Origin of the sequence: Dictyobacter vulcani (assembly GCF_008974265.1) — a bacterium.
GTDB lineage: Bacteria > Chloroflexota > Ktedonobacteria > Ktedonobacterales > Ktedonobacteraceae > Dictyobacter > Dictyobacter vulcani.
Genome location: NZ_BKZW01000002.1, coordinates 155,804 through 180,708 on the forward strand (window position 1 = coordinate 155,804; position 24,905 = coordinate 180,708).

Consider the following 24,905-nt stretch of genomic DNA (forward strand, 5'->3'; position numbering starts at 1 on the left):
GTCGAGCCCGCCAGTCTGCTGTTTGCCTGTAACATCCTTACTCAGCAGGAAACGCTGTCGCATAGGCCGGTTGTTTTCGTGTGGCGATGGTAAAGTGAAGTGGATAGGTGATGATCAGGGAGTGGAAGGCTCCATTGCGTTCTTCGGTGAAGTGATAGGCGACATCATGGTCGCTCTCGGCGATGAACATGTTTTCACTGATGGGCAAGAGCGGCACTTCTTTGCTGCCTTTTTTCAAGAGGATACGTTGTTCTTGCTGGATGACTTCTATTGGTGAGCCGGGCATATCATAGTGACCAACGATTTTTTGGAAGGTCGCGATTTCCTGGGAGAGGGCCTGATGCGTGATGGGTGGAAATGTGATGTATTGGGCGGCGATCTCCAGGGCGATACGTTCTGTGGAAAACTCCCGATGGTTGGTTAAGATGAGGAGAGTAAGCTCATCTTCAATAAAGCGCACGACCAGCGAGCGGAAACCATTGGTCCAGCCACCATGGCAGGCCAGGGTTTTTCCGCGATAGGTTGAGAAAGACCAGCCAAAGCCGTATTCAACACAGCGTCCATCGGCCAGGCGTACCGGTGTAAACATCAGGCGCTGGGTGCTGGCATCGATCAGGGTATGGTTATGCAGGGCCTGCTCCCAGATCAGGAGATCTTCAAGGGTGGATTCCATTGCTCCTGACGAGTGCATACTGATGGCGCTGGTAAAAGGGGCCGGGACAATCTTGTTGTCCTGTGTGATATAGTCACTGGCCCGATTGCGGATGATGGGCGTGAGGCACTGAAAGTAGGAATGCCGCATGCCGAGTGGCTGTAATATGGTGTCGCGTATGAATTCTTCATACGGGGTCTGGGTGATGCGTTCTATGATCAGACCGAGCAGATGGTAGCCGGAATTACCATAGAAGAAGTTTGTACCAGGCTCAAACAGGAGTGGCAATGGCTTAAAAAGATTGATGACATCTTCTAGCGCGAGGTGCCGGGCGGTCTGGGCTTGAAATGCTGGTAATTCTGCCACGTTGGCCAGTCCAGAGGTGTGCGTTAACAGGTGCCTTACCTTGATATGTTGCCACGTGGACGGACAATCTGGCAGCACGGTTGCCAGCGTATCTTCAATGTGTAATGTTCCCTGTGTTTGCAGGATCAGGATGGCCATGGCCGTGAATTGTTTGGTTAGTGAGGCGATGCGGAAGACTGTGTCTGGTCGAATGGGGACATTCCATTCGAGGGAGGCCAGTCCATAGCCCTGACAATGGAGCAGGCGGCCAGCCTGTAAAACACCGATTGCTGCTCCCGGACCATTGCCTTTCAGGCGTGCATCTACTAACGCGTCGATAGTCTGTCTCATTGGATGCTCCTTACAAGAAAGAGATGAAAAAAGGCAGGCTATATGTGGGTGTCCTCGGATCTGGTTTCGTTCGCTCTATCATTCGTAAAAGAGGCAGGATGGCCTGGTGAACGAGCTCGACGAAACAAGGGTTTCCTCGATATCTATGCTCGCTCATCAACACCTTCATGGTGGAGCACATAAAAATCAAAGGGGCATGCAGCACGCGGCAATGCATCTTCGTGGCGAAAGGACACTGAACTATATCCTATCTATAATCATAATGAATTCCTGCTCGAAATGCAATCGTCTAGTGTTAGACGCCAGGACTTTTATATGCTGGATCATGGCGGTCACAGCCGTCATGATCCCTTGTGCGTGAATGTTATGCCTCAACGAGTTTTTTCAGACCGGCTAAGATGCCGTTGTCGTTCTTTTCTTCCGCCTGTTCCTGGGACGACTGCTCTCTTGGATCTTCCTGAGTGATGGTCAGTGTTGTCTGACCATTGGCTTCTTCTATCGCATAGATCATGGTAAAGAAGTTCGCTGGCGTATTTTCCAGGCCTGGACGAGGGGCGAACAACGTGAATTTCACCAGTTTTTCTGGCTCAATCTCAAGAATGGTGCCTTTCTGCTCATAGACAGTGCCTTCCCACTCATTGCGGTAGACAATTGAACTGCCTTTCTGCCAGTCGGTTATAAGATTGGTTCCATATTGCCACTGTTTGACCAGTTCTGGTTTCGTGATGGCTTCCCACACGCGTGTGGCTGTCGCGTTCATCGTGATCTTTGAAATACTGGTGTGCATACTAAATTCCTTTCATTCATGCTTTTCGTTATCACCAGCTTAAGCCTACCATCAATTCAGGAAAATTTCGGTCCTTTATTTTTCCTTCTGGTACAATAGATGCCAGGATGTTTTTTGTCTGGATTCTTCAAGGAAGGTCGTAAGCGCTCATGAAGCTGGATACTCGCTTTCAACAGGTACCACCCGACATTCAGGCGTATTCTTTCCAGGTGGTTGAAACACTTCAAAGTATCTGCAAGAACATATCGTGGGAGTCTATATTGTCGGTTCGGCGGCATTGGGTGGCTTTCTACCTGTTACCTATCGTCCTGAGGAAGAGTCTGCCCACTGGTTTATCCTGGACCTCGAAAGCGGCTGCAATCGAGTGGGCCAGCACACGTGTTCCTGAACGCGATCTTCTTCAGCACGCGCTGGATGTACGCGCTGGCGTCACTGATACAAGCCTGGATCAAGCCAGGGCAGAACACCTGCTGACCCATATCGATGCCAGGATAAAAGCTATCAGGCAGCGTGAAGCGCAGGAGTAAGCTGTACCAGTGACAGATATCTTCTGGTGCATTGAAGCACAAGGATGCCAACTCCTGTTTCTGCCTTCCTACGTTCCGATCATTGCATTGAGCGAAAAATCGGGATTGTACGTGCAGGACAATGTTGTGCTTGCTGTTGGGTTTGAACCTGTGGTGGTATTCCATCATGACGTTCTGCGAATCTTCCCTCCATCATCTGTTGTACCCATTGAATAGGGATTACGCGGCATGTGCGTTGGTTTCCCCGGTTAGACGCGTTTTTTGTTATTGAGCATGCCGTTATTTGTAAAGGATGCTGCTCCTACCAATTCTGAGACGAAGAAATATTAGAAGACATGGTATAAGACGTATAAGACGTTTCCTTGTTGTCCTGGAAAAGATTATTATGCGGCTCTCTTCTTTTTCCTGCCGCTTTATGGAGCCTTCATACCTTCTTATCTATGCGTTGTTGTGTGAGGTTTTTCCTGCTATTTGGGGATGCTATCTTGCATTTCTCTGGTTGCGATTCGTTCTCTTCTTTGATCGATTTTCTTTTAACTTACGTTCATATTCTTACCTGATATTGCATTTGCTGTCAATAGTTATGGTACAGATGGCTATGAATTTGACGATATTTTAGTAATAGCAGGATATTCGGGCTCTTTTTTTTGCTCCTCGCGCTGTAGTTGTGAAGCATAGTGGGAGATATCGACAATCCCTGTCGCTTATACTCAGCACATGTTCCTTGCATTGTCGGCCTGGACGAAACAATGTGTGTTGGATTTGTAGATAAAATGTTTTTTTGTGGTAGGTGATGTGGATAGCGTCACGACATATGTCTGGTTCAAGGAGTCTTTTCCGATGAGTGAGGTTGCTTTACTTCGTCAGCAGATCGAGCTAGAACTGGTTGCGCTGCGTAACGGATTGTCAGGATTATCCAGTGGATTGGCGCGCCATGCTTTTATCCATGCCCGAATGGATCGTATTGGGACCTGTCAGGATAGCCTGGCTGATCAATTGGGCGAGGATGATGCGACCAGGGTGGTGTGCCAGTTGTATGTCCAGGCGATGGAGGGACCGAACGCCTGGATTGAGCCTGCTACTGCTGGTAGTGCTTCTTAGTGTTTTTCCAGGTGTGTGTTTGTGGCGTGTAGCATTTGGGCATACCAGAGGAATGTGGCATGTTTGCAGAATTTTTGACTATGTATGATATTCATCGCTGGTTGCGCTATGTGACCTGGATTGGGATTGCGTGTCTGGCTGCCTTCTTTCTTTTTGCTGATGGCGGCCTCCCGCCCTGGTCATGGCTTTTGTTAATTCGGGCCTGCCAGCTTTTCCCTGCACTCTGGGCTACGGACAGAATGTCTGCTGCGATGCCGTTGGGCAATGCTTTTCTCTGGTCGGTGTTATGGGGTGTACTATGGTATGTCCTTATGCGTGGTTGTCTGGCACTTTTTCAACATCATAAACAGCGTTCGCTACAGCTCTCACAACAGATGGCGGCTACCTGGTTGCCATCGCCGCAGTTGTCGCTGGCCACTTCCTCTCCACAGGTAACAACTGATACATTGAGCATGACCGTACCGCGTTTACGGTTGCCACAACGTACTCCTACTCCGCCACTACCCACGCGGCGTGATCCAGACGATCTGGCAGAGATTCCGACGCGACCAACACACGAGCCGCGTCCGACGACGCCTCTGGTGGCTGCGTCTCTGGATAATCCTCGCGTTCAGCCTTTGCGTATAGGTGTGGGCTGGCATACAGGACTGACCAGGAGTGCGGCCCCTAATGAGGATAGTGTGGTGGTGGTGTTTCAAGGGACTTATACCTTTCAGAGTCAATTATTACCATTTAGCTTGTGTGTGGTGGCGGACGGCATGGGAGGCCATGAGAATGGGCAGTTGGCAAGCCAGATTGCCATGCAAACCATGTCCCATACGGTGTTGCAAAATATTATCATGGGACGCGAGTTCAGTGATGAGTTTTTTATGGATATGCTGGTAGGTGGAGTCAACTGGGCGAATCTGGCGATCTATCACCGTGGTCAGGCTGATGGCGTGGATATGGGAACGACCCTGACGGCGGCACTGATCATCAATATGCGGGCCTATATTGTGAATGTAGGCGATAGCCGTACCTATTTGTTTCGTGATAGTGCTGGCCTGATTCAAATTACGCGTGATCATTCCCTGGTGGCGTCCCTGGTGGCCTTTGGCGAGATTACGCCGGACGAGATCTACACCCATCCTGATCGTAGTAAAATTTATCGTAGCCTTGGCCAGGGCGATGAGTTGCACGTGGACTCTTTTATGATTGACCTGCAAGCCCATGATCGCCTGGTGCTCTGTTCAGATGGACTCTGGGAGATGGTGCGTGATCCTGCGATTGAGCGCATTGTACGTAGTGGCGATAATCCACACGCCTTATGTGAGCGCCTCGTCCAAACAGCCTTACGCGGTGGCGGCGCAGATAACATCAGCATCGTCATAGCCCATCTCCCGTAGCGGCAGCCTTCATGGCTGCGGCGGTTGGGTGTTGATCAGGTGTTGCCGTAGCCATGATACGGTATGTTGCCAGGCGTCATTGGCGTCCTCTGCCCGGTAGGTATCGCGGTCAGGATTGAGAAATGAGCGTGACGCGTGGGGATAGATGATGATCTGATGTTGTGTCCCCATGCTGGTCAGCTTTTCTTTGAGTTCATTGATATATTCCTGAGGCCGTGTTTCGTCCTGACCACCGTAAATCCCTAAAAAGGGCGCGTTGGTGTCATGGATGGAGGTTTCAGGTGTGATATTGGCCGGATTGTCGTGATCGCCATAGAGGATGACAAGCGCGCCCAGCGTTATGCCTGTTGAGGCTAAGAGCGTGGCCAGATGGCCACCCATACCAAAGCCTAGACCCCCGACTTTTTCGGATTGTACCAGGGGCGAGTGTTCTAAATAGCGCATTGCCTGCTGGAGCTCTTGTAACACCTGTTCCTGATCGAGTTGCTGTGAGAGGTGCCGCGCCACTTCGATGGTGGTGGCGACCTGACCGCGATAGAGATCTGGAGCCAGGGCGGCAAAGCCTTCCTGTGCCAGGTGTTCAGTCACCTGTTGAATATGCGTGTCAATTCCCCACCACTCTTGCAGAACGACAACCCCTGGAAAGATACCCTCTCCTTTAGGATGGGCTAGATATCCGTAGGTTGATGTTCCTTCCCCTTTGAATTCAACAATTTGTGAATGAATAAGCATGTATGTACCTTTATCTTCAATTTTTGTTGCGTATTATTGCCAGTATGCCTGGTTTGTTTGCGTACGCCTCTTTCTTTATATACGCCTGATTATACTGCTGCGTTGGTTTTATGAATCTTGTCGCCTCCAAATTGGCTATAGAAAATCTCTTGTCTGGCATGGGAAAGAGAGACAGGCTCACCCATTGAGGTTTGACTGTCTTCTGTGTTGGTTTTTGCAACGTCTTATGATTAGCAAGCTATGCGCACATTTCTGTGTGGATGCTATCTGTGAGTTCATAGGAATACTTGATCGTTGGACTTCTGCTTTGACTCTGGCTTTTCGGTCGCGATTATCTGAGGAAACAAACTATGGAACATGCGCGCACGGCTGCTTATCAGCCTATTGAGGATTATGGAATTATTGGCGATCTCCATACGGTCGCCCTGGTGGGTAAAAATGGTTCTATCGATTGGTGCTGTATCCCGCGCTTCGATTCTCCTAGCGTGTTTGGTGCGTTGCTGGATGCTGAAAAAGGTGGCTTCTTTCGGATTTCGCCTGTTTTGCCTGCGACTGCTAAGATACGCTCACACCAACTGTATTATCCCGAAACAAATATTTTAGTCACGCGCTTTTTGACCGATGAAGGCATTGGTGAAATCACGGATTTTATGCCTATCAAACAGGCCTGGGATACCAGCCATCCTCATCATATTATCCGTTCGGTTGCTGTAGTGCAGGGCTCATTACCCTTTGAGATGCTGTGCCAGCCTTCCTGTAATTATGCCCGTGATGTGCATAATCTACACTTTCGTGAACACGGTGCTATTTTTAGCAGCCAGAGTATCTGTCTTGGCCTGGCGACGACCGTTCCTCTAAAGGAATATGGGAAGGGTGGAGTGCAGGCGCAGTTTCGCTTGCGCGCGAATCAGCACGCCTATTTTTTGCTGGAGTGTACCAGTGAGGGTGATGCGAAACTTCATCCTCTGACGGATCGCCATTATCAACAGGATTTTCAGGATACGATGGAGTATTGGCAGCGCTGGTTGTCCCGATGTACCTATCAGGGGCGCTGGCGTGAGATGGTGCAGCGCTCGGCGCTGGTGTTGAAATTGCTGACGTATGCTCCAACCGGCGCTATTGTGGCGGCGGCCACGACCAGTTTGCCGGAACGCGTTGGGGGGCCACGTAACTGGGATTATCGTTATACCTGGCTGCGGGATGCCTCCTTTACGCTCTATGGTCTGCTGACCCTTGGCTTTACGGATGAGGCTGAAGCGTTTATGGGCTGGCTGGATCAACGTTGCCATGAGTTAGAGCCAAATGGTTCCCTGCAGCCGATGTATTCGATTGAAGGCAAGCGCAATTTGGATGAGTTGGCGCTGGACCATCTGGAAGGATATCGGAAAAGTGCTCCGGTGCGCATTGGCAATGGTGCCTATAGTCAAAATCAACTGGATGTCTATGGTGAGTTGATGGATTCGATCTATATCTTTAATCGCCATCAAGATATCTCGTACGATCTCTGGAAACAGTTGCGTCACTTGATGTCCTGGCTTGGTGAACATTGGCGCGAGCCTGACGAGGGGATCTGGGAAGTTCGCGGTGGGCCGCGCAACTTTCTGCATTCGCGTGTGATGTGCTGGGTCGCCTTTGATCGCGCGATCCGTATCGCTCGCCATCGAGGTCTGCCGGCACCGCTGACCGAATGGACGAATGTGAGCTCCGAAATTTATGACGATATTATGGAGAATGGCTGGAGCAAGGAGAAGCAGAGCTTTGTGCAATATTATGGCAGTGATGAGATCGATGCCAGTTCCCTTCTGATGGTTCTGACCAAATTTTGTGGACCCACGGATCCGCAAATGATCAGTACGCTGGATCGTATTGTGCGTGAGCTGACCAGTGATTCCCACGTCTATCGCTATAATCCTGATAAAGCTGCCAGCGATGGACTGAGCGGCACCGAGGGAACGTTTACTCCCTGCAGTTTCTGGTTGGTAGAAGTGCTGGCCCGTGCTGGACGCCTGGTAGAAGCGCGTCTGGTGCTGGAGAAGATGTTGAGCTATGCCAATCATGTTGGCTTATATGCCGAGGAATTCAGTGTGACCGGCGAAGCACTGGGGAATTTTCCGCAAGCCTTTACCCATCTCGCTCTGATCAGTGCCTGCTATAATATGGATCGCGCGTTAAATGGTACCCTGACAGGATAACTACGTACTCGCTCTGCAGCCACACGTCTCTTCATTTTCTGCTGGGATGTGTGGCCTGGACATCACGGATGCTTATTCGTAATACCCTCAAAAAAGATTTGTCCGATTTGCTGAATGGCGTCATCCGAACTGATGGACAGGTCATAGTGCTGTTCCAGTAACGCATCATAGCTTCTTGGTGTAATTAAACCACAGAATGTGCGCAAGATAATCGGCGTCGAAATAGCCGTCGTAATCTCGCCCGACGCCTTGCCCTCTTCAATAATTCCTCGAATGCGTAGAAACAGAAATTCCATTACCTCGCGAAACAGGTTCTTCTGTTCCTGGAGTTTGTGTTGGATATCCACACCACTATAGATAGAGGTCAGTAGTTGTGTGTGTTTGCACATAAAACCCTGGTAAAGAAAGGTGAGGATAGCTTCAAAGCGGGCGCGGGCAGTGGTATGTTGGGCGATCATCGTATCGAGTTCGGCTAAAAACGTATGCAGATCACGTTGTATAATCGCCGAGATCAGCTCATCTTTCCCTTTGAAATGCAGATAAATCGTGCCCTTACTGATGCCAACCCGGGTGGCGATTTCCTCCATTGAGGTTTCATAATACCCCTTCTCAAGCAACACCTGCTCCGCCGTCTGCACGATCAGTTTTTCCCGTTCTTCGCGTTGCTTTTCTTTCAGTGAGATGTGTGCAGAAATTGATGGCATGGTTGCCCTTCCCAGGATAGCTGACTGTGACAGCCGCACCTGATAATTGAATGTCTGGTAATTATATGACTGTGTAGTCATTATTTTACCAGTATCGTCATGATGCGTCAAGTCTCTTTGTGATGTGTCTTTGATCGTGACCAATTGGGGAGACGAGAATAAGAACACAAGTTCTATAAATTGATGATTCTTTAATACTTTTTTCATACATCTGGAGGAAATGCTATGGTAGACTAGAAGTACTCATCATCGAGTGATGTCTGGTAGGAGAGTAACGGCATTCCCTGGCAAGGAATACGCGCGGCCAGGTTGTAAGGGGAAAACTCTAACCAGGCATCTTCTTCTTTCCTCATAGAGGATAAAAATAGTAGTGTGTGCATAGGGAAAATGGACAGAAAAAAAGGTCGAGCCTGGTGCGCTTGGCGGGCGCAAGAGTGGCTCAACCTCTGGTCTGGCAGGAACTTAGCTTCGTCCCTGCTCCTCATCATCGAAATGGCTCAATCGCATCACCCCAAAAAGTCCTGAAGCCTTTTGTTGCGGCTAGGCGGATCTAGTTTACGCAGGGCGCGAAACTCTACCTGGCGGACCGCCTCATGACTCAGGCCTAACTTTTTTCCAGTCTCCGATAAACTATGTTCACCCTGGCCATCGAGGCCGTAACGCAGTTGTAACACCCTCCTCTCACGCTGAGACAATGCATCCAGCAGGTCGTGGATATGACCTTTGAGCGTTTCCGAAATAACAATACGCTCGGGTGAATAAATAGGATCATCCTCCAGGATATCGCAGAGAGATATCTCGTCATCGCCACCTTTGCGTGGCATATCCAGGCTGACCGTTTCCTGGTTGGTGGAAAGCAGTGAGATAACCTGTTGGACGCTAACATCCATCTGCTGGGCCAGCTGCTCCAACGTAGGCTCATTCTCTAATCCATGCTCTTGCTGAATCCGACGGCGTATGCGACCCAGACGTTTAATCTCCTCCACCTTATACAGAGGAACACGAATCATATGGGCCTGTTCAACCAGGGCGCGCGTAACATACTGCCGAATCCACCAGGTGGCATAGGTACTGAAGCGATAGCCTTTCCTATAATCAAACTTCTCCACGGCATGCATAAGGCCAATATTGCCTTCCTGGACGAGATCCATCAGGTCAACACCGAAGCCTTTGTACTTGCGAGCGATATGCATTACCAGGCGAAGATTCGCCTCAACCAGTAACCGTTTGGCCTCATCAGCTTCACGGTTTGCCTCGACTTCTTTAGGCTCCTTCGGGATTCGCTGTAGACCGCGCTGCCGTTTACCTGTGACGAGTCGTGCTTTCTCAATACGTTGGGCCAATTTCTTTACTTCATCAGATGAAAGTAAATCCACCTGCCCAATTTCATAGCGATAGAAGCGGGAAGAGTCATTCAAACTGAGTGCTTCCGGATCTGCTTCGATGCGCTGTATATTGTCGGTTGTTGTTTGTGCTGCGTCGGTTACCACTGTGCTTTTCATCTGGACATCCTCCAAAATATGGACTACTATTGGCCTCTGATGAAACTGAGTATACGTGGTGGAGCTTTCTACGATCTCCTACATTCCTTCCAGAATGTGCAGCACAAATTCGTCGCTTTTTTCCAGCAGCAGCCCAATCAACCGCATCCCACCCGGACACAGGACATTTTCTCCCCTATCCGAGCATGATCTGACCCTTTTTTTCTCAAAGAAAAACAGAGGAATGTACCTGTCTTATACCAGTCTTACCAATTTCGCTTTATCGTGAGGAGCGTAGAGGATGTCTTTTCTGAAGATTTGAGCTCAAAAGTGCATTCGTACCGAACCGTTATTAACCGGTGTAAACCGCCTTGTTTTTGGAAATTGGCTGTCAAATTGGGGTTCTCCACCAAGTTTCGTGAATCAAGATGTACATAAAACCCTCAGACGTAAGAGATCAAAGTTGGCGCGCCCATACATACTCCTCTTGATCAATTTCAACCGATTGATATGGCCTTCCAGCAAACCATTACTGTAGGGCAAGGTCAATCCAGCGCGCACCGCAGCATAATCCCGTTGGACTCCTGAGGCGAAGGACTGCAATGCTGGAAGACCGCTCTCATTGGCTGCACGAAGCCAGTGATCCAGCTGATCTCCTTGATGTTGACGAACCATCTGCCCAAACTCTTGAACCAGATGATAGACCTGCTCCGCCGTTGCACTCGCTTGCCGAAGCATTCCAAGTTCCTGCTGTTCTTGTTCATCGAGGTCCTCTGGCGGTTTCACCAGCAACCAGGTGACCCGTTTGTTGGAGAGAGGGAGCTGAATGCGGTGTGGTTCCTGCTTGGAGGATGTCTGGGCACTCAGGTACGTGAGATACCGATAGACGGCACGTTCTGACCCATGATACCCTCGGGCTTTGAGCTCACGGCAGAGCACAGAACCTTTCCGACATCCCTCATTCCAGCGTTTAAGGAGATAGGATTGATAGGGGTCAATGACACTGCTGGAACGGCTGGTACGGTGCCAGGAAGGAGCTTGAGGTTGGGTCAGCCAGCGGTAGACGGTTCGCTCACTCAGACCTACCAACGGGGCGATCCGCTCAGCACTCAACCCTTGTTGCGCCAAGTTCTGAAGCTCTTGATATTGCTGCTGACGGGTCTTTTGTGGAGCTGAGAGCAGGTGCTGTGCCATGGGAGAGGTGGTTACTTTGAGTTCCGTCCGAATGCGAGGAAACAGTGCTGAGACACTCTCGGTCAAATTGTGCAGCACATGCCAGCGATCAGCGACCTGTCTGGCCTGAGGCGCTGCTTGTTGTGCTGCTGTCGCGTATTCACTCCAGCGATCGCGACTGATGATGGTGACCTCAGGGTGTTCGTGCAGCCAGTTCTTCACCGTGTGAACGGTGCGATCGGGGAGCATTTCAATCGGCTTGCCTGTCGAGAGGTCGCAGATCAAGGTCCCATAACGCCTTTTGCGCTTGTAGGCCCAGTCATCGAGTCCAATCATGGTTACAACGCCGGTCGGAGTCGGTAGTTGGAGTAGACGCAGGAAACGCAAGAGGCTTGATGGACTTGCGGCCATTCCTAACTGGCTTGCCACACGTGTTCCGGCCTCTGCCCCCAAAGCCAGACCCAGGTGTTGAAGGGTGGCCCGCAAACGATTGGTATGCTGAGTGTAATGGCTAGCAAGCGGCCAAAAGCTTTCAGCAAACGTCTTGTGAGGGCAGGCCGGGTTCCGGCAAAAGAAACGTCGGACCATCACCTGGAGTCGGACAGGATATCCACTCACAGGCAGGTCGCGAAGGTGACGGGAGTAATGACTATGAATATGGGTTGCTGTCGTGCCACATGTGGGACAAATCGTAGTAGCTTCTGTTGAGCTGAGCACGACATTGACGGTTTCATCCACGTGAATCTGCTCAATCTTCACATGGATCTGCTCAGGAAAAATGATCATGAGGTTTTTCAGTTCTTCTACAAGCGGTTCTGAATAAATTTGCTTCTTTTCTTTTATTTTACCACATATTCTCTTCACGAAAATTGGTGGAGAACCAAATTGGCTGTCAAAATCTGGTGTCCAGCCGCATTGAACAAACCCTGTTTCTACCTGCCCTTATGGCTAAACCGATCCAGTCATAATCTCTCCTTTTCTCGCGATATGATAGTGGTGATCGAGTTCCCTCATGGCATCCCGCTGCATGGCAGGAGTGACATGTGAGTAAATGTTGAGCGTAATGCTGACATTGGCATGTCCCAGCAGTTCCTGGATCACCTTGACGTTGACGCCCATGGACAACAGGATGGTGGCCGCCGAGTGGCGCAGATCGTGGAAGCGGATATCTGGCAGGTTCGCCTTCTGCAAGGCCTCCTTGAATTGTGCCCGCAGGGACGACGGCTTGACATGTTTTCCCAGCGTACTACAGAAGACCAGATTATGCTGCTCCCATGCCTGTCCCGCCTTTAATCGCTCCTGGAGTTGTTGGGCGCGATGCGCTTTCAACGCTTCCTGAATAAAGATCGGCAGAACAATGGTACGCTTACTGGTCGCCGTCTTTGGATCCGTTTCCAGATACATGTGCAGTGCTCCATCGTGCGGTGGAATGTAAGAAACCGTTCTTCTGACGGACAGGATACCCTGATCGAAATCAACGTCATCCCAACGCAAACCAAGGATTTCTCCTTTTCGCAGCCCTAGAGAAACTGCTAACAGGATGATTTGTTCAATACGATATCCTCTGGCTGCTTCCACTAACTGCATTGCCTGCTCATGTGTCAGGTATTTCATCTCCGTGCGCTTCGCCCGAGGTGCCGTCAAATGCTTGCACGGGTTGAACGCGATCCGGTGCCACTTGACTGCGTCGTTCAGGGCGGCACTCAAGATGGTATGTATAAGATGAACGGTGTTGGGCGAGATACCATTGTTGCGTAGCGCTGTATAGAGCCGCTGGACCTGCGTGCCCGTCAACTGCTGCAACGGAATGTTCCCAATCACCGGAATGACATTGCGATGCATATAGCTGCTGTACGAAACATAGGTCGTTGTTTTGATCGCCAGAGAATCACGGCGCATCTTCAGCCAGTCATTGAGATACTCGCCTACCTTCTGATTGCGCTCCGTGACCAGCGAACCCTGCTCATTTTCGCGAATAAGCTGCTTTAATTTCTCCTTTGCATCTTTTCTCGTTCTGGCATAACGCTCGATACGCTTTCCATTAACTAACCTCAGACTTGCTACAAAGCGTCCGTCCTGGCGTTCATAGATGGTGCCATCCCCATAATCGTTTTTTTGTTTTGAGTTTCGTGCTGGTGTGCTAGAATTGGATGCCATTTTGACCATTGGATGCACTTTTCTTTCTCATCATGGGCAAGACTGGATATATCTATTTTACAGTATTTGTCTGCGATTTTGAAGCCATTGCCATACTTCATTACGATCAAATCTGTATGTATTGCCAAACTTGTGGACAGGCAGTCCTTCGCGATTGATAAGCTCTGAAATTTTCGTTTTGCCGAGCTTCAGGAATTGCAGCAACTCCTGCGTATCAATTAAAGCCTCTGGCGGAGGCGAAAGTGGTTCCGCAATAAATTTTTTGTTGGTTCCTTGTGCGCCAAAACCTTTGTGAGGATTTACAGAATGCGATTTTGTACGTGGCATTGCGTTATCTCCTGTTAATCCATATCAGCTGATATGAAAACGTTTTGATTAATAAGCACATACCCTTGCTCAAAAGACTTGATATGTAAATGATGAGGAGCAAGCTTAGAGTTCGCATTGCTGATATGTTTGCGCAGCAACTGCTTATTCGGAATCCCAGCCCACTTTTGTAGATCTGATCGCAGGATGTAAGGGAAAACAAATGCATCCGTCTGAAAAGATATCTGATGCTCCCGTTTTTTGAGAAAGAGACTACAGAGTCGATATTCAGTCGGCGTGAGTGGAACAATATGTTCATTGCAGAGTAATTTGCCATACGTATCACGACACACAATCGAAAGATCATTCCGCAAAATATATTTCGTTATCGTTGCCATTGTCATCACCATTTCTATGCAATAAATGCTTGCTTGCTTTTATGCAGCAAGAATAGCATCCCTGGCGCCACAAATGATGAGAAGATTTTCTTTTGTCTTCCCCAAAATCTTCTCTCTACACGAAGAGAGTTGTACGTACAAATGTATGAAGAGTGCTCTCTGTGAGGTTATTGCCCATGAATGCGGTAATCTTGAGCGTGATCCATTTTGAGCTGGCGGACAAGGTGCTTGTCATTAAAGCGTGAATGAAGACGAGTTTCCACCTGTTCCCAGCTAGCTGTGTTCATCGTAATCACCGTTGGAGCCTGGGCATTATAGCGATGATTGAGTAATTGGAATAATTTGTCCGCTGCCCATGGTGTATTGTTCTGTGTGCCAAAGTCATCCAGAATAAGTAGATCGGTATTACACAGTTGTTGAAAACGCTCATCATAGTCTTGTTCAGCGTTTGGGGAAAATGCTGCACGTAAATAATCGAGCAAGCGAGGAACGACTTGAAATAATACCAGATTTCCTGCTTCGATTTGTTTCTTGGCGATGGAAACTGCCAGATGCGTTTTCCCACATCCATATTCACCAATCAATATCAACCATCCCTTTGGCTGACAGGCAAACTCAAACGCTTGCATATATGCTTCGCGAACACCCTGGATAAAAGGATTGTAGGTCTCAAATGAGGCGGCGCGAAAACGCTCTAAGGTATGTATGCCTGAAAGCTTGATGAGTTGTTGTTGCTTATGCTGTTGTATCTGCTCAATACTGCATTGACAGGGAAAAGGCTTGCCAAATTGGGGATGTCCAACAGGAACCTCTACACGGAGATATCCAGCACCTTTGCAAACGGGACATGGTTGTGGGTCGCTGCATTCTTTTGTTATTGTAGGCTGTTTGGCATGAGCTTTTCTCTGATGCTCCATCTCTCTCTGCGTTGTCTGTATCCAGTTTGTGACGCGATCCATTAAATTGTATCCTTTCCAATGTAATTTAACTTTTTCTTTAGTTGCAAAATCTCATGTATCTCCGCAAGTTTTTTAGACCACTCCGCCTGACTGTGTATTGTAAAAATATGTTGATCAATCTGCACTTCTACGAGCCACCTGTCCTGTGCCCAGGAACTACGAGCCTGCAACTGGTATTCATGTTTCTGGCCATCTTGTTTTACTTGTGCTGCGAGTTGGATCGCCTCTTGCTCAGTCATTATTGATTTAGGATTTGCTTGCTGTGACATGGATGTAGATGTGATGTGCTGTCCGCTAACCTCTAGTCTCGGAGGTAGGGTTGGACGTGATACTTGCTTTCGTATGAGTTCTTGGTGCCGTTTATGCTCCAGGGCGGCAATGATACGGCGTTTCCCATGGCTGTTATGGTGAGCCAGATCAGTGATCTTCATTCCCAATGGATCATGATTTTTCTTCCAATACTCATCTGAACCATGGAGCCAGGCTTTTTCAATATCCTTGAGACTTAATGCTGGCCGCAATTTCATAATGACTGCCGCCGCACGAGCTTGTTGATGACGTTCCAATTCCTGGAAACTTTGACCTCGCAGGTGTTCAACCATCTGAATGATGATTGTGATGGTTTCAGATGCATCCATATCAGGAGCGTTTATTGCGTGCTGAGATAATTTGTTCTGGCTATCACGCAGTGAAGCTTGCGGAGATCCTATAGGGAGGGTGGGTGTAATGGCCATCTCATTTTGATTTTTATCAGTGTCTATAGCAGCTACTGTTACTATCTTTTTAGTATCTTTAAAACTCTTTCTATTCTTGTCTGTTGAGCTATAAGGCTTTCGATTGGCTCTAGAGGCTCTACGGTTATTGTTTTTATCATCGGCACTATTTCCGTCATTTGCCAGAAGCATTTCCGACAAACGCCGGAAGTATTTCCTATATTTGTCAGAAATATTTCCCCTTTCAATCAAGTGTTGTAGTATCGGAAAAATTCCCTGCTTTGTTGGAGGATTATTAATACCTGCTTGAATTTTTGCAGGATACAGTGTATAGCGATTCGTTTTTTCGGACTCATCGACATTGATATACCCCAATGCCACAAGAAGAGGAATAGCCGTATCGCGTAACGTACGATCACTGATTTCATTATCCATTTGAGCCACTATTTCGCTTTGCGTTTTGTAAAGGGTAAAATCTTCTTCCTGACCCTTTGGCCCTTCATAGGTCGTCAATGGACGAAGATTCTCTTCCATATGCTTTTTAAATTCCTGGTTGATGCTTACCTGATAGAGCAAAAAACTTAGTAATGTCGAGGCTGCTTTGTTACCAACGCATGCTTTCCTTAAACAAGGCCGTTTAATCAAAATATCTTCTACTGGAAACTGAACACACCACTTCATGATTGTTTCCCTCCTAAATCCATAAGAAGATAGCCGATTTCATTTTTATCTGAAGCAACTGTTGTGCGGACATATATATGAGCATATGAGTAGGTTGGATACGTCTGTTTTACCATTGGCTTCTTTCCTTAGTCTGTAAATACCGGTGGCAGTGATTATTTCAGTGAGCTAAGCAACTGCTTGTATGAACTATGCCGATTTTGAGCTTGTTTGTACAGACACAGAACCTACACAGAACCTACACAATAGCTATACAGTTCGCTGTGAATGCGTTTTTGGGAGGGCAAAGTGGGAACTTGTGGAAAACATAACCAACAGTTCCGTATGAGAGCTGTATTCTGGAAGTTGCTCAGCCTTGCAAAAAGCTTTCCTTTTTATTATAATGAGTATGTACTCAGTCATTATTCGATTGGTGAGAGTTATGGCAAGACCCAAAAGTCCAGAGAAACGCGACGCTATCCTTGCGGCAGCAGTTCAGCTGATTGCCGAGCAAGGTTTAAGTATCCCTACGTCCAAAATCGCCAAAGTAGCCGGAATCTCAGAAGGATCACTCTTTACCTACTTTGAGACCAAGGAGACACTGTTCAATGAATTGTATTTGGAATTGAAGGCCGAAGTGCGAGCAAATATGCTTGACGCGTATCCTGCCCATGCAAGCTTAGGGGTCCGTGCTCGTTGGGTTTGGGACATGTATGTTCGGTTCGGTATTGCTCATCCTGATAAATACAAAGTCATCACCCAATTGAGCGTTTCGGATTCCATCTGGGAACAGACCAAACGCCTGAGTCTGGAAGGATACGAAGCTCTTCATGCGATGATTCAAGAGACGTTTGCCGGTGGTGCTCTCAAAGATCAGCCCTATGAATTTGGTACGGCCTTACTCCTCTCTCTCATGAATATGACCATTGAGTTCATTGAACTCCATCCTTCAGAGGCAGACCGTTTTTGGGATGCTGGCTTTACCGCTTTCTGGAATGCGGTGACAGGACCCTAAAATTTTACTTTTATAAATGAGTGCCTAAATACTCATTTATAAAACAAATGATTGCCAAACATTGTCTGCCTATGAGATTGTGCCAGGGCAAATGGGACGTGTGTGTGATCAATCACGGCTCTCCGCACTTCTGGTACAACCGCAAACACTCATGTTTCCTTCAGGAGATTTTTATGACCACATCCAATTCACTCATCACAACCAGATTTAACGCTACAAGCACCGCTGCGGACGTCGTGGCTGGTCTCGACCTCACCAGTGTTCGTGCCATCGTCACCGGAGCCTCGTCCGGCATCGGCCTTGAGACTGCTCGGGCACTCGCTAGTGCTGGCGCGGAAGTAACACTCGCGGTCCGTAATACCGCCGCTGGTGCGAAGGCTGCCAAGGACATTGCGAAGTCAACCAGGAATGAGCGTGTGCGCGTCATCGCTCTGGATCTTGCCAATCAAGCCTCAATAGCCAACTTTGTCCAGAGCTGGAAGGGACCGCTGCATCTGCTGATCAATAATGCAGGGGCCATTCCGAGCACGCTGTCCCGGACTGTGGAAGGCTGGGAACTGCAGTTCGCCACCAATTACCTTGGTCACTTCACTCTGAGCCTTGGATTACATGACGCCCTCGCCGTTGGTGCCCGCGAATGGGGCGAGGCACGCATCATCTCGGTCAGTTCTACCGCACATATGAGATCACCAGTCGTGTTCGACGACATCCACTTTGAACGACGCGAGTACGACCCGCAGGCGGCCTACGCACAGTCCAAGACCGCCAACTCGTTATTTGCGGTCGAAGCCACGCGCCGCTGGGCCGCCGATGGCATCGTCACCAACACTGCCAACCCCGGCGGTATCGCCACCGGATTGCAAAGAGACTTCACACAGAAACAAAAAGATTACCTGGCCGCCGCCGAGGCCGCAGGAGTCTTCGTCTACAAGACTGTTGAGCAAGGTGCCGCTACTACCCTCGTCGCAGCAGTTGCCCCCGAATTCGCCCACACCGGTGGACACTATCTTACCGACGGCCAGGAGGCCCACACAGTGCCCAACGACGCCGACTTGTTCAAAAACAGTGATGGTGTCAAGCAGTGGGCGATTGACCCGGACATCGCACAGACACTGTGGACGGTCTCGCTCGAACTCATCGGCCAACCCGCCGCGTAAGGCGAATCGAAGTTCTTCTGCGAGCTCATGTTTCTCCTTTTGTACAAAGTCGAGCTAAGGGAGCAACGTTGATTTACGGAACTGGCTTGAAGCTCATCAGTATTGCTACATAATGGTCGTTGCTTGTACCAAGCCAGTGGACTTCCAGACCCCTGAGGGGCGAGATTGGGTCGAAGCTGCCCTGATCGAGACGCGTATCCCGAACCAGTGGTATCGACCCTCGATGTACGAAGGCACAAAAGGCCCACGGCTCTTCGATTGGGTCGTCGTTACCCTCTTCTTTCTCTCACTCCAACTGTAGTGCTGTGATTATTTTTGAGCTCACCTATACAGCCGTATACGGAAATGTCATGCTTTTGTATGGGGGTTGTATAGGCGCTGTATCTGTTCAAGAGAACCTCAAACGGGCATAGTTCATACATGTGAAGAACGTCTTAGCTGGAGAAAACAGCGTAGTACGAAAAGTGGGAGAAGAAAAAATGTCCATGGTTCATAACAGCGTCTGTACGTTTCATAATTTGACAGTACATCTTCTACATGAAGTCCGAGTGATCATATTTAATGGGAGGCAAATCCGTTTTACCCCCATCGAATATCACCTGATGAGGTATCTATTAACCGAGCGTCCAGTCTCTGATAAAGAATTAGTTGAAGATATTTTCCATAGTGAACTTGATATGTGGAACAGAGAAGCGCTGAATAAACATATAGGGAACGTACGCAGAAAATTAAAAAAATCAGGTTCCCATCTATCAATTCTCCGTGTTGCCACGTTTGGCTATATTTTAGTTCCCAATGATGAGCGCCATTGAATACCTATTAACGTAATTGAAATTTATCAGATAATTTTTCCTATGCATTGGAACTTTGAGTGGAGAAAACGACATATTCTCGCACACATCTTTTCCATTAGGTATACCTGCTGTATTCCCAAAAGGTTTGAGACTGTTTTTTCTCTTTTTTATCTCACAAATAAATTTTATTTGATTGAAACGAAAAATTATGCGAGAAAAGCTTGCTTTTTAATTTGTGCTTGGATATACTCGAGATATCTGTAAAAACATGCGTAATTCATCCTAGAGGAGGAAGAAGCTATGGCTAAGCAGAGCAAGTACTTCGTGCGGTACGATCGGTTATTGGTGACCGCTACGGACAAAATGCAAGAGTATCTAGACAAAATGACTCTCTACCCAGACAATACCGTCTATCTGATGGAGGCTTCAGCTATTGCCTGTGGCACATTAGGAAGGTTGCAGGATAACCCACGTTTCCGCGAAGATGTCGAGAAGGTCCATAGTTTCTCATCGCAACTTGCTGATGTGGAGGAGTTCTCAGATAGCTTTGAGGAATTCATGCAAGTAGAGCGGGAGATTCTCACCAAAGGAGGACTCTCTGCCACTTCAGTTAGCCTATTGACTGCTCAATGCCGAACCTGTATTCGTAATTTTCATGATCGCCGTGGTAGTACTCCCGAGGATGTTATCGGATCCGTTTATACTCTTCGTACGGCTGCGTGTGAGATAGCGGATCAATTGAGTAGCAAATACCGTGACAACGAGCGGCTTATGCGGTGGAGAAAAAGAGCGAGGATTGTCGGTTTAGGGCTTGGGGGAGCTACCGTTATTGGACTCAACTTTAGCCCAATTACAACAACTGTAGGCCTCTCCACAGTCGGCTCTCAACTCTCAGGAGAAATTGGAGTGGGGATGATTTATACTGCCGCAGCCATGCTTACCTAATGATTATTCCGGAAACGCTAATATCCTCAACCATGACAAATTGTTTTATGCGTAATTTTTATAGTTATCCTAGGGTGTGTTTGCAAATCATAACCAAAGCAGAATAGAGGCAAGCGTGACCATAGCCAGGAAGTTGACCGCCCGCTTCTCATAGCGGGTGGCTACTCGCCGAAACTGCTTGAGACGATTGATCGTGCGTTCAACGCGGTTCCGCTTTTTATATACGGCTCGGTTAAATGGCCCGGTGCGCGTCTCGTCGCTGCGGCGGGGAATCGTGTAATCAATTCCTCGCTTTTTGAGGTACCGCCGGATCTTACGACTACTGTAGGCTTTGTCTCCCAGGACCCGCTTTGGCCGTAGCTTGGGACGGCCTCGTCCTGCTCTCTTGACAGCCCCTTGCTCCATCAGGCATTCGAATTTGGTCGTTTCATGGCGATGTCCTGCCGTAAGCACAACCGTCATCGGTTTCCCTTGACCTTCCACTCGCAAATGCACTTTCGTGCTGAAACCGCCTTGACTCTTGCCTAATGCTTCTTGATTTTGATCCCCCCTTTTGCTCCTGCTGCATGTTGGTGGGCACGAATCACGGTACTATCAACGCTATGCGTTTCCCAATCAATGTGGCCTGCGGCATCGCTTTGTTGCTGCAGGGCTTGCAGGACGTGCTGCCAGATTCCCGCCTTGACCCAGCGATAAAATCGGCTTGCCACGGTTCTCCACGGACCATATCGCTCGGGAAGATCTCTCCAAGGGGCTCCCGTCCGTAAAATCCAAAGAATGCCATTCAGAATCAGACGATGATCATGTGCTGGACGACCCACATGGGGCTTTTGCGGCGGCAGCAAGGGGGCCAGCTTTTCCCATTGCTCATCGCTCAATTCGCCTCTTCTCATACTCCTTTCTATCGGCTATTTGCAAACACGCCCTAGTCCTGCTCAAGGGGAGTGCATGGATCCTCTTCTGTTGGCATTAGATGGCCAAACGATTTCCATTGAAGCACTGAGAGAGCCTATTTTCTTTGTTGCTCCTAGTTCGAGTCATTGAAGAAGTGAAGTCTCTATGTTGTTGCCCCGTTTTGAACGACTCTACGAAGTGAAAAGTTGACTCTTCACAACTTCAAATTGAACCGGGCTGAGATAGACCAGAGTAGAGTGCTTACGCACCTGATTGTTAACCTGTGCAAATGAGTTACTTCCTCTCCTCGGCTCCAAAACCGAACATGAACGTTTCCCTTCATCCGGTTCCTCAATGATAATCCTGCTCACAAGAGCGTGTGGATGGTTTTCTCCTTATCGCATCGACCAGCGATGAGAGCCACTTGTGAGTTCCTCCGTTCCCATGATTTGTTTTATGCTCCTGTAGGCAAGTGCTATCCACCGGAGATGTTTGATGAGCGAAAGGAGAGAATATTACAGTTCTCGTCCCACACAGATCTCATTACCGTTTCAGTCAAGCCTATCAGCCTCTTTGGTTTGTTAGAAGTTATGATGGTTTAGAGGCACCTTCAGTTTCCTTCGCCTTGGGCGCTTGACTTGGAAAGTAGTCATGTTAAGGCTCATGAGGCTTTCCATCTCTGCCAGCTTGACGGATTGAGGACCAGTCGCTACCGTCGGGCAAGGACATCCCACGTTCACCTGGTGGTAGAGAAATTGCGTCTCCCATCAAATCATGAGTTATCAAGTATGAATATCCTTGCTAGCCATTCCTTCATGGTCCGATGAGGTGCAGGATTTGTTGAAGGACTACGACAATACTTGATCCATATAACTTTAAATTGCTAATGCTCTTTGCCTACACAGAAAAATTGATTTATTTTTCCTGCGTAAGGGACTGTAGATTATCCAATACCATTGGTAAGAATATTTAAAGTGTAGTATTGCTCTTTCTTGATTTCTCATTTTATCTGTGTGGTGAGTGTTTGGGGCAGTTCTGACCGGGTGGGATCGTTCGCGTTACGTTGGTAGGTGGTTGGACCTTCCAATGGAGGGATTTGTTGGAATATTTTTACTGTACGGTTGATGGAGTGTTGCTTTGCGGCAGGATTTCGACGATTCCAGGCACGTTGGGCACGATTGATCAGGGTAATCGCTGGCATGAGCATACTGATCCAGGTTTTCTTGATTCCTAATTGGTCAGCGAGCGTGTTTCCGTGCAGATGGCGTGTGATTGCACTTACCAGATTGAAAATGGTTGCTGGAGGAAGCTTAAGGGTGGGTTGAAGGATACCAGTAATGGCTTCAAGCATAGCTTGTACCAGGACCTTTGAATCCTGGCTTGCCCCTTCTGTTGTGCTATCAATAAGCTCCAGTATTTCCTGCGCGCTCTTTTGGTCTGTCACGTCGCGATAGAGACGCTCATCAATGCCGAGCAGGTAGGCGATATATTGCCAGAAGTGATAGAGATCTGAGAGCTCATGATCGGTGAATGTGATCCCAAATTTGTGCAGTGCGCTGAATGGAACATAGGTGAAGTCGAGCCAGGTGCGGGTCATTTCAACCTGATTGATTGGCATTCCCATAGCGTTTTGATCCCAGTGGCGTTGGAGGAGTGTCTTGCGCACGCGGGCATGGAGTAAGCGGACCTGGACATTGTGAATGTAGCCATCTGCCCCTCTTAGCAGGCCACCTGGGAGTATGGATGCGATATTCCAGGTACCAGTTTCAAGGAGGCGACGCTGCGCCATTTTTGTCAGGTTTCCAGTCTTTACTAGCACACTGGCAATAGAAGGAGAACTATAGGTGTGGGTCAGTGATCCCGGACCAAGTGATAGGGTGAGCCAGGTACTCCCAATAGATAAGAATGCTTCTGAGCCACGTCGCAAACGTTCCATATCGACCCAGTTGGGATAACGCTCTATGTCTTCAAGAAATGCCTGGATAGCAGGTGAGGGATGATCTACCGTCTCAAGGCCATAACTGATCCCACGATTGAGTTTCTCTCGTGCTTCAGTACCGAGTTCATCAATCTCCTTGATCACAGCATCAGCACGAGCGTCACCAGTATACATTAACTCAACGAGGAGTTGTATTTTTTGCTCCCCAAATCGCTGTCGGGCCTGCTGTAAGTTAATGAGGCTGGATGGAGGAATAAAATACTGAGTTGAAAATAATGGTTGCTGCGTATCCATGTAACTATCCTTGAGATATGGCCATATTGACTGCTCATATTTGGCCCATATCAAGCGTATGTTTTCTGTTTTTATGATATGAATAATTGAGATAAATATATCGTATGCAATTAGAATGATGGATTTCTTTGACTCATCTCAATAAATTATAGCATGGAGTTGCTCGGCTTGATTATTCATTGTGATTGGAGCTTTGGCTGATACATGAAGGAGGTGGGACAAGCCGGATGGGCTTGCGAAGAAATAGCTGTGAGCGTGAGCACTCCCTCAGTCATGTCAATAGTTGTTAACCCTCATTCCTTTGGGAGAGCCGTTACATACTTTACTTCCAACTTCACAAGATCCTTCTACAAAAATGGGTTTATTCGTGTAGAACGATCTACCACTGGACAAAAAACAAGCGAGCTTCACCAAACCTATGCCAGACCCATTAAACTGTTGATTTTTTGGTAATTACTCTGTTGATTTCGCCTCTTTGATGTAGCGATACAGTGTTGCGCGGGAGATCCCAAGTGCTGCGCAGATTTCTGGGATGGAATGGCTCTGATCGGCAAACATCTGACGGGCCAAGGCCACCTTCCCACTGGTCTTGAGTTTTCGTGGTCGCCCGCCGATGCGCCCCCTGGCTCTGGCCGCAGCTAATCCGGCATTTGTGCGTTCGCGAATAAGATCGCGCTCAAATTTGGCGAGCGCTCCCATCATATGGAAGATGAGCTTGCCAGCTGGAGTTGCAGTGTCGATTTGTTCAGTAAGGCTGAGGAATTCGATCTCCCGCCTCTGGAGATCCTTGAGCAGTTCGATCAGGTGTGGGAGCGAGCACTCCGCCCGATCCAGTTTCCATACGACGAAGGTATCTCCTGGCCGCACATACGCCAGCGCTTCGTTCAGCCACTTCCGTTCTACTTTTGACCCGGAAATCTTGTCCACAAACCATTTTGCACAGCCCGCTTCTTTGAGCGCGTCTATCTGAAGCGCCTCGTTTTGCTCGTTTTTGGAGACGCGAACGTAGCCAATCTTCATCATCTCATCCTTTTGTCTCAGGTTTCCCGTCGATTGTCCAACCTTATGAGATTCTGATTATGAGACGACTTTTGAGATTCGTCAAAGGGAAATCCCGTGCTTGTGGAGGTGTGCGCTCCAACCTGAGAAAAGCAGAGCCATATGTCGCAAAAAACGGTCGTTAATGAGATGGTGTGGTACTACATACCATTGTCAAAGTTGCTTCAGAATCCTGAGTCCTTCAC

Annotated in this window: 22 protein-coding genes and 1 pseudogene; 9 read left to right on the top strand and 14 right to left on the bottom strand. The window is 48.4% G+C overall.

What is annotated here, in order from left to right; translation table 11 throughout:
* Positions 1-37 precede the first annotated feature (37 nt).
* Together KDW_RS18735 and KDW_RS18740 are read right to left on the bottom strand one after the other, a co-directional pair.
* Positions 38-1,348 carry a serine hydrolase domain-containing protein gene (locus tag KDW_RS18735; RefSeq protein WP_151757507.1) on the bottom strand — a complete coding sequence of 437 codons (1,311 nt, stop codon included), beginning with the start codon at positions 1,346-1,348 and terminating at the stop codon, positions 38-40.
* Positions 1,349-1,712: 364 nt separating this feature from the next.
* Positions 1,713-2,135 carry an SRPBCC family protein gene (locus tag KDW_RS18740; RefSeq protein ID WP_151757508.1) on the bottom strand — a complete coding sequence of 141 codons (423 nt, stop codon included), beginning with the start codon at positions 2,133-2,135 and terminating at the stop codon, positions 1,713-1,715.
* Between the two features lie 149 nt (positions 2,136-2,284).
* Here KDW_RS18740 and KDW_RS18745 point away from each other — a divergent pair, with 149 nt between their 5' ends.
* From KDW_RS18745 to KDW_RS18755, 3 genes are all read left to right on the top strand, one after another.
* On the top strand, positions 2,285-2,662 hold the full coding sequence (locus tag KDW_RS18745) for a DUF4111 domain-containing protein (protein WP_151757509.1): 378 nt from the start codon (positions 2,285-2,287) through the stop codon (positions 2,660-2,662).
* Between the two features lie 840 nt (positions 2,663-3,502).
* Positions 3,503-3,763, top strand: coding sequence for a hypothetical protein (locus KDW_RS18750; RefSeq protein WP_151757510.1), 261 nt, complete (start codon positions 3,503-3,505; stop codon positions 3,761-3,763).
* A gap of 59 nt (positions 3,764-3,822) precedes the next feature.
* Positions 3,823-5,148, top strand: coding sequence for a PP2C family protein-serine/threonine phosphatase (locus KDW_RS18755; RefSeq protein ID WP_151757511.1), 1,326 nt, complete (start codon positions 3,823-3,825; stop codon positions 5,146-5,148).
* A 9-nt stretch (positions 5,149-5,157) separates the two neighbouring features.
* Here KDW_RS18755 and KDW_RS18760 read toward each other — a convergent pair whose 3' ends face one another.
* A complete protein-coding gene (locus KDW_RS18760; protein WP_151757512.1) occupies positions 5,158-5,880 on the bottom strand; it encodes a dienelactone hydrolase family protein in 723 nt (240 codons plus the stop codon).
* A 350-nt stretch (positions 5,881-6,230) separates the two neighbouring features.
* Between KDW_RS18760 and KDW_RS18765 the strand changes: the two genes are divergently transcribed.
* On the top strand, positions 6,231-8,072 hold the full coding sequence (locus tag KDW_RS18765; RefSeq protein ID WP_151757513.1) for a glycoside hydrolase family 15 protein: 1,842 nt from the start codon (positions 6,231-6,233) through the stop codon (positions 8,070-8,072).
* 62 nt (positions 8,073-8,134) lie between these two features.
* On the opposite strand, the gene KDW_RS18770 is transcribed toward KDW_RS18765, so the two are convergent.
* The 8 genes from KDW_RS18770 to KDW_RS18805 form a co-directional block, all read right to left on the bottom strand.
* Complete coding sequence (locus KDW_RS18770) at positions 8,135-8,857, bottom strand: TetR/AcrR family transcriptional regulator (protein ID WP_162005382.1); 723 nt, start codon at positions 8,855-8,857, stop codon at positions 8,135-8,137.
* Between the two features lie 425 nt (positions 8,858-9,282).
* The gene (locus KDW_RS18775) at positions 9,283-10,278 is read right to left on the bottom strand and encodes a sigma-70 family RNA polymerase sigma factor (RefSeq protein ID WP_151757515.1); all 996 of its coding nucleotides are present in this window, start codon (positions 10,276-10,278) and stop codon (positions 9,283-9,285) included.
* A gap of 402 nt (positions 10,279-10,680) precedes the next feature.
* Positions 10,681-12,216 (bottom strand): ISL3 family transposase, encoded by a 1,536-nt coding sequence (locus KDW_RS18780; protein WP_151757516.1) that lies wholly within the window; start codon positions 12,214-12,216, stop codon positions 10,681-10,683.
* Positions 12,217-12,378: 162 nt separating this feature from the next.
* Positions 12,379-13,596, bottom strand: coding sequence for a tyrosine-type recombinase/integrase (locus KDW_RS18785; RefSeq protein WP_151757517.1), 1,218 nt, complete (start codon positions 13,594-13,596; stop codon positions 12,379-12,381).
* A 48-nt stretch (positions 13,597-13,644) separates the two neighbouring features.
* The gene (locus KDW_RS18790) at positions 13,645-13,914 is read right to left on the bottom strand and encodes a helix-turn-helix domain-containing protein (RefSeq protein WP_151757518.1); all 270 of its coding nucleotides are present in this window, start codon (positions 13,912-13,914) and stop codon (positions 13,645-13,647) included.
* Positions 13,915-13,928: 14 nt separating this feature from the next.
* Positions 13,929-14,291, bottom strand: coding sequence for a hypothetical protein (locus tag KDW_RS18795; protein WP_151757519.1), 363 nt, complete (start codon positions 14,289-14,291; stop codon positions 13,929-13,931).
* A 167-nt stretch (positions 14,292-14,458) separates the two neighbouring features.
* Positions 14,459-15,250: an ATP-binding protein gene (locus KDW_RS18800; RefSeq protein WP_151757520.1), complete on the bottom strand. Its 792-nt coding sequence runs from the start codon at positions 15,248-15,250 to the stop codon at positions 14,459-14,461.
* A complete protein-coding gene (locus KDW_RS18805; RefSeq protein WP_151757521.1) occupies positions 15,250-16,644 on the bottom strand; it encodes a hypothetical protein in 1,395 nt (464 codons plus the stop codon). The genes KDW_RS18800 and KDW_RS18805 overlap by 1 nt, the downstream gene beginning before the upstream one ends.
* 421 nt (positions 16,645-17,065) lie before the next feature.
* Between KDW_RS18805 and KDW_RS18810 the strand changes: the two genes are divergently transcribed.
* The 5 genes from KDW_RS18810 to KDW_RS18830 all read left to right on the top strand — a co-directional run bounded on the left by KDW_RS18810 (position 17,066) and on the right by KDW_RS18830 (position 20,534).
* Positions 17,066-17,638, top strand: coding sequence for a TetR/AcrR family transcriptional regulator (locus tag KDW_RS18810; RefSeq protein WP_151757522.1), 573 nt, complete (start codon positions 17,066-17,068; stop codon positions 17,636-17,638).
* Between the two features lie 173 nt (positions 17,639-17,811).
* Positions 17,812-18,795, top strand: coding sequence for an SDR family NAD(P)-dependent oxidoreductase (locus tag KDW_RS18815; RefSeq protein ID WP_151757523.1), 984 nt, complete (start codon positions 17,812-17,814; stop codon positions 18,793-18,795).
* Positions 18,796-18,907: 112 nt separating this feature from the next.
* Positions 18,908-19,096, top strand: a complete 189-nt coding sequence (locus tag KDW_RS18820) for a hypothetical protein (protein ID WP_151757524.1) — start codon at positions 18,908-18,910, stop codon at positions 19,094-19,096.
* A gap of 184 nt (positions 19,097-19,280) precedes the next feature.
* On the top strand, positions 19,281-19,607 hold the full coding sequence (locus KDW_RS36005) for a helix-turn-helix domain-containing protein (protein ID WP_371876260.1): 327 nt from the start codon (positions 19,281-19,283) through the stop codon (positions 19,605-19,607).
* Positions 19,608-19,889: 282 nt separating this feature from the next.
* A complete protein-coding gene (locus tag KDW_RS18830) occupies positions 19,890-20,534 on the top strand; it encodes a hypothetical protein (RefSeq protein WP_162005383.1) in 645 nt (214 codons plus the stop codon).
* Positions 20,535-20,621: 87 nt separating this feature from the next.
* Here KDW_RS18830 and KDW_RS18835 read toward each other — a convergent pair.
* The 3 genes and pseudogenes from KDW_RS18835 to KDW_RS18845 all read right to left on the bottom strand — a co-directional run bounded on the left by KDW_RS18835 (position 20,622) and on the right by KDW_RS18845 (position 24,681).
* Positions 20,622-21,427 (bottom strand): annotated as a pseudogene (locus KDW_RS18835) (IS5 family transposase).
* A gap of 1,001 nt (positions 21,428-22,428) precedes the next feature.
* Positions 22,429-23,661, bottom strand: coding sequence for an oxygenase MpaB family protein (locus tag KDW_RS18840; protein ID WP_151757527.1), 1,233 nt, complete (start codon positions 23,659-23,661; stop codon positions 22,429-22,431).
* 453 nt (positions 23,662-24,114) lie between these two features.
* On the bottom strand, positions 24,115-24,681 hold the full coding sequence (locus KDW_RS18845) for a recombinase family protein (RefSeq protein WP_151758479.1): 567 nt from the start codon (positions 24,679-24,681) through the stop codon (positions 24,115-24,117).
* Positions 24,682-24,905 lie beyond the last annotated feature (224 nt).

Bases quoted from the DNA above. Each gene is read 5' to 3' on its own strand.
- KDW_RS18795 (WP_151757519.1), bottom strand. From the start codon at position 14,291: ATGGCAACGATAACGAAATATATTTTGCGGAATGATCTTTCGATTGTG.
- KDW_RS18845 (WP_151758479.1), bottom strand. From the start codon at position 24,681: ATGAAGATTGGCTACGTTCGCGTCTCCAAAAACGAGCAAAACGAGGCG.
- KDW_RS18770 (WP_162005382.1), bottom strand. From the start codon at position 8,857: ATGACTACACAGTCATATAATTACCAGACATTCAATTATCAGGTGCGG.
- KDW_RS18765 (WP_151757513.1), top strand. From the start codon at position 6,231: ATGGAACATGCGCGCACGGCTGCTTATCAGCCTATTGAGGATTATGGA.
- KDW_RS18820 (WP_151757524.1), top strand. From the start codon at position 18,908: ATGGTCGTTGCTTGTACCAAGCCAGTGGACTTCCAGACCCCTGAGGGG.
- KDW_RS18800 (WP_151757520.1), bottom strand. From the start codon at position 15,250: ATGGATCGCGTCACAAACTGGATACAGACAACGCAGAGAGAGATGGAG.
- KDW_RS18735 (WP_151757507.1), bottom strand. From the start codon at position 1,348: ATGAGACAGACTATCGACGCGTTAGTAGATGCACGCCTGAAAGGCAAT.
- KDW_RS18775 (WP_151757515.1), bottom strand. From the start codon at position 10,278: ATGAAAAGCACAGTGGTAACCGACGCAGCACAAACAACAACCGACAAT.
- KDW_RS18750 (WP_151757510.1), top strand. From the start codon at position 3,503: ATGAGTGAGGTTGCTTTACTTCGTCAGCAGATCGAGCTAGAACTGGTT.
- KDW_RS18805 (WP_151757521.1), bottom strand. From the start codon at position 16,644: ATGAAGTGGTGTGTTCAGTTTCCAGTAGAAGATATTTTGATTAAACGG.
- KDW_RS18815 (WP_151757523.1), top strand. From the start codon at position 17,812: ATGACCACATCCAATTCACTCATCACAACCAGATTTAACGCTACAAGC.
- KDW_RS18810 (WP_151757522.1), top strand. From the start codon at position 17,066: ATGGCAAGACCCAAAAGTCCAGAGAAACGCGACGCTATCCTTGCGGCA.
- KDW_RS18760 (WP_151757512.1), bottom strand. From the start codon at position 5,880: ATGCTTATTCATTCACAAATTGTTGAATTCAAAGGGGAAGGAACATCA.
- KDW_RS18830 (WP_162005383.1), top strand. From the start codon at position 19,890: ATGGCTAAGCAGAGCAAGTACTTCGTGCGGTACGATCGGTTATTGGTG.
- KDW_RS18780 (WP_151757516.1), bottom strand. From the start codon at position 12,216: ATGATCATTTTTCCTGAGCAGATCCATGTGAAGATTGAGCAGATTCAC.
- KDW_RS18785 (WP_151757517.1), bottom strand. From the start codon at position 13,596: ATGGTCAAAATGGCATCCAATTCTAGCACACCAGCACGAAACTCAAAA.
- KDW_RS18745 (WP_151757509.1), top strand. From the start codon at position 2,285: ATGAAGCTGGATACTCGCTTTCAACAGGTACCACCCGACATTCAGGCG.
- KDW_RS36005 (WP_371876260.1), top strand. From the start codon at position 19,281: ATGGTTCATAACAGCGTCTGTACGTTTCATAATTTGACAGTACATCTT.
- KDW_RS18740 (WP_151757508.1), bottom strand. From the start codon at position 2,135: ATGCACACCAGTATTTCAAAGATCACGATGAACGCGACAGCCACACGC.
- KDW_RS18840 (WP_151757527.1), bottom strand. From the start codon at position 23,661: ATGGATACGCAGCAACCATTATTTTCAACTCAGTATTTTATTCCTCCA.
- KDW_RS18790 (WP_151757518.1), bottom strand. From the start codon at position 13,914: ATGCCACGTACAAAATCGCATTCTGTAAATCCTCACAAAGGTTTTGGC.
- KDW_RS18755 (WP_151757511.1), top strand. From the start codon at position 3,823: ATGTTTGCAGAATTTTTGACTATGTATGATATTCATCGCTGGTTGCGC.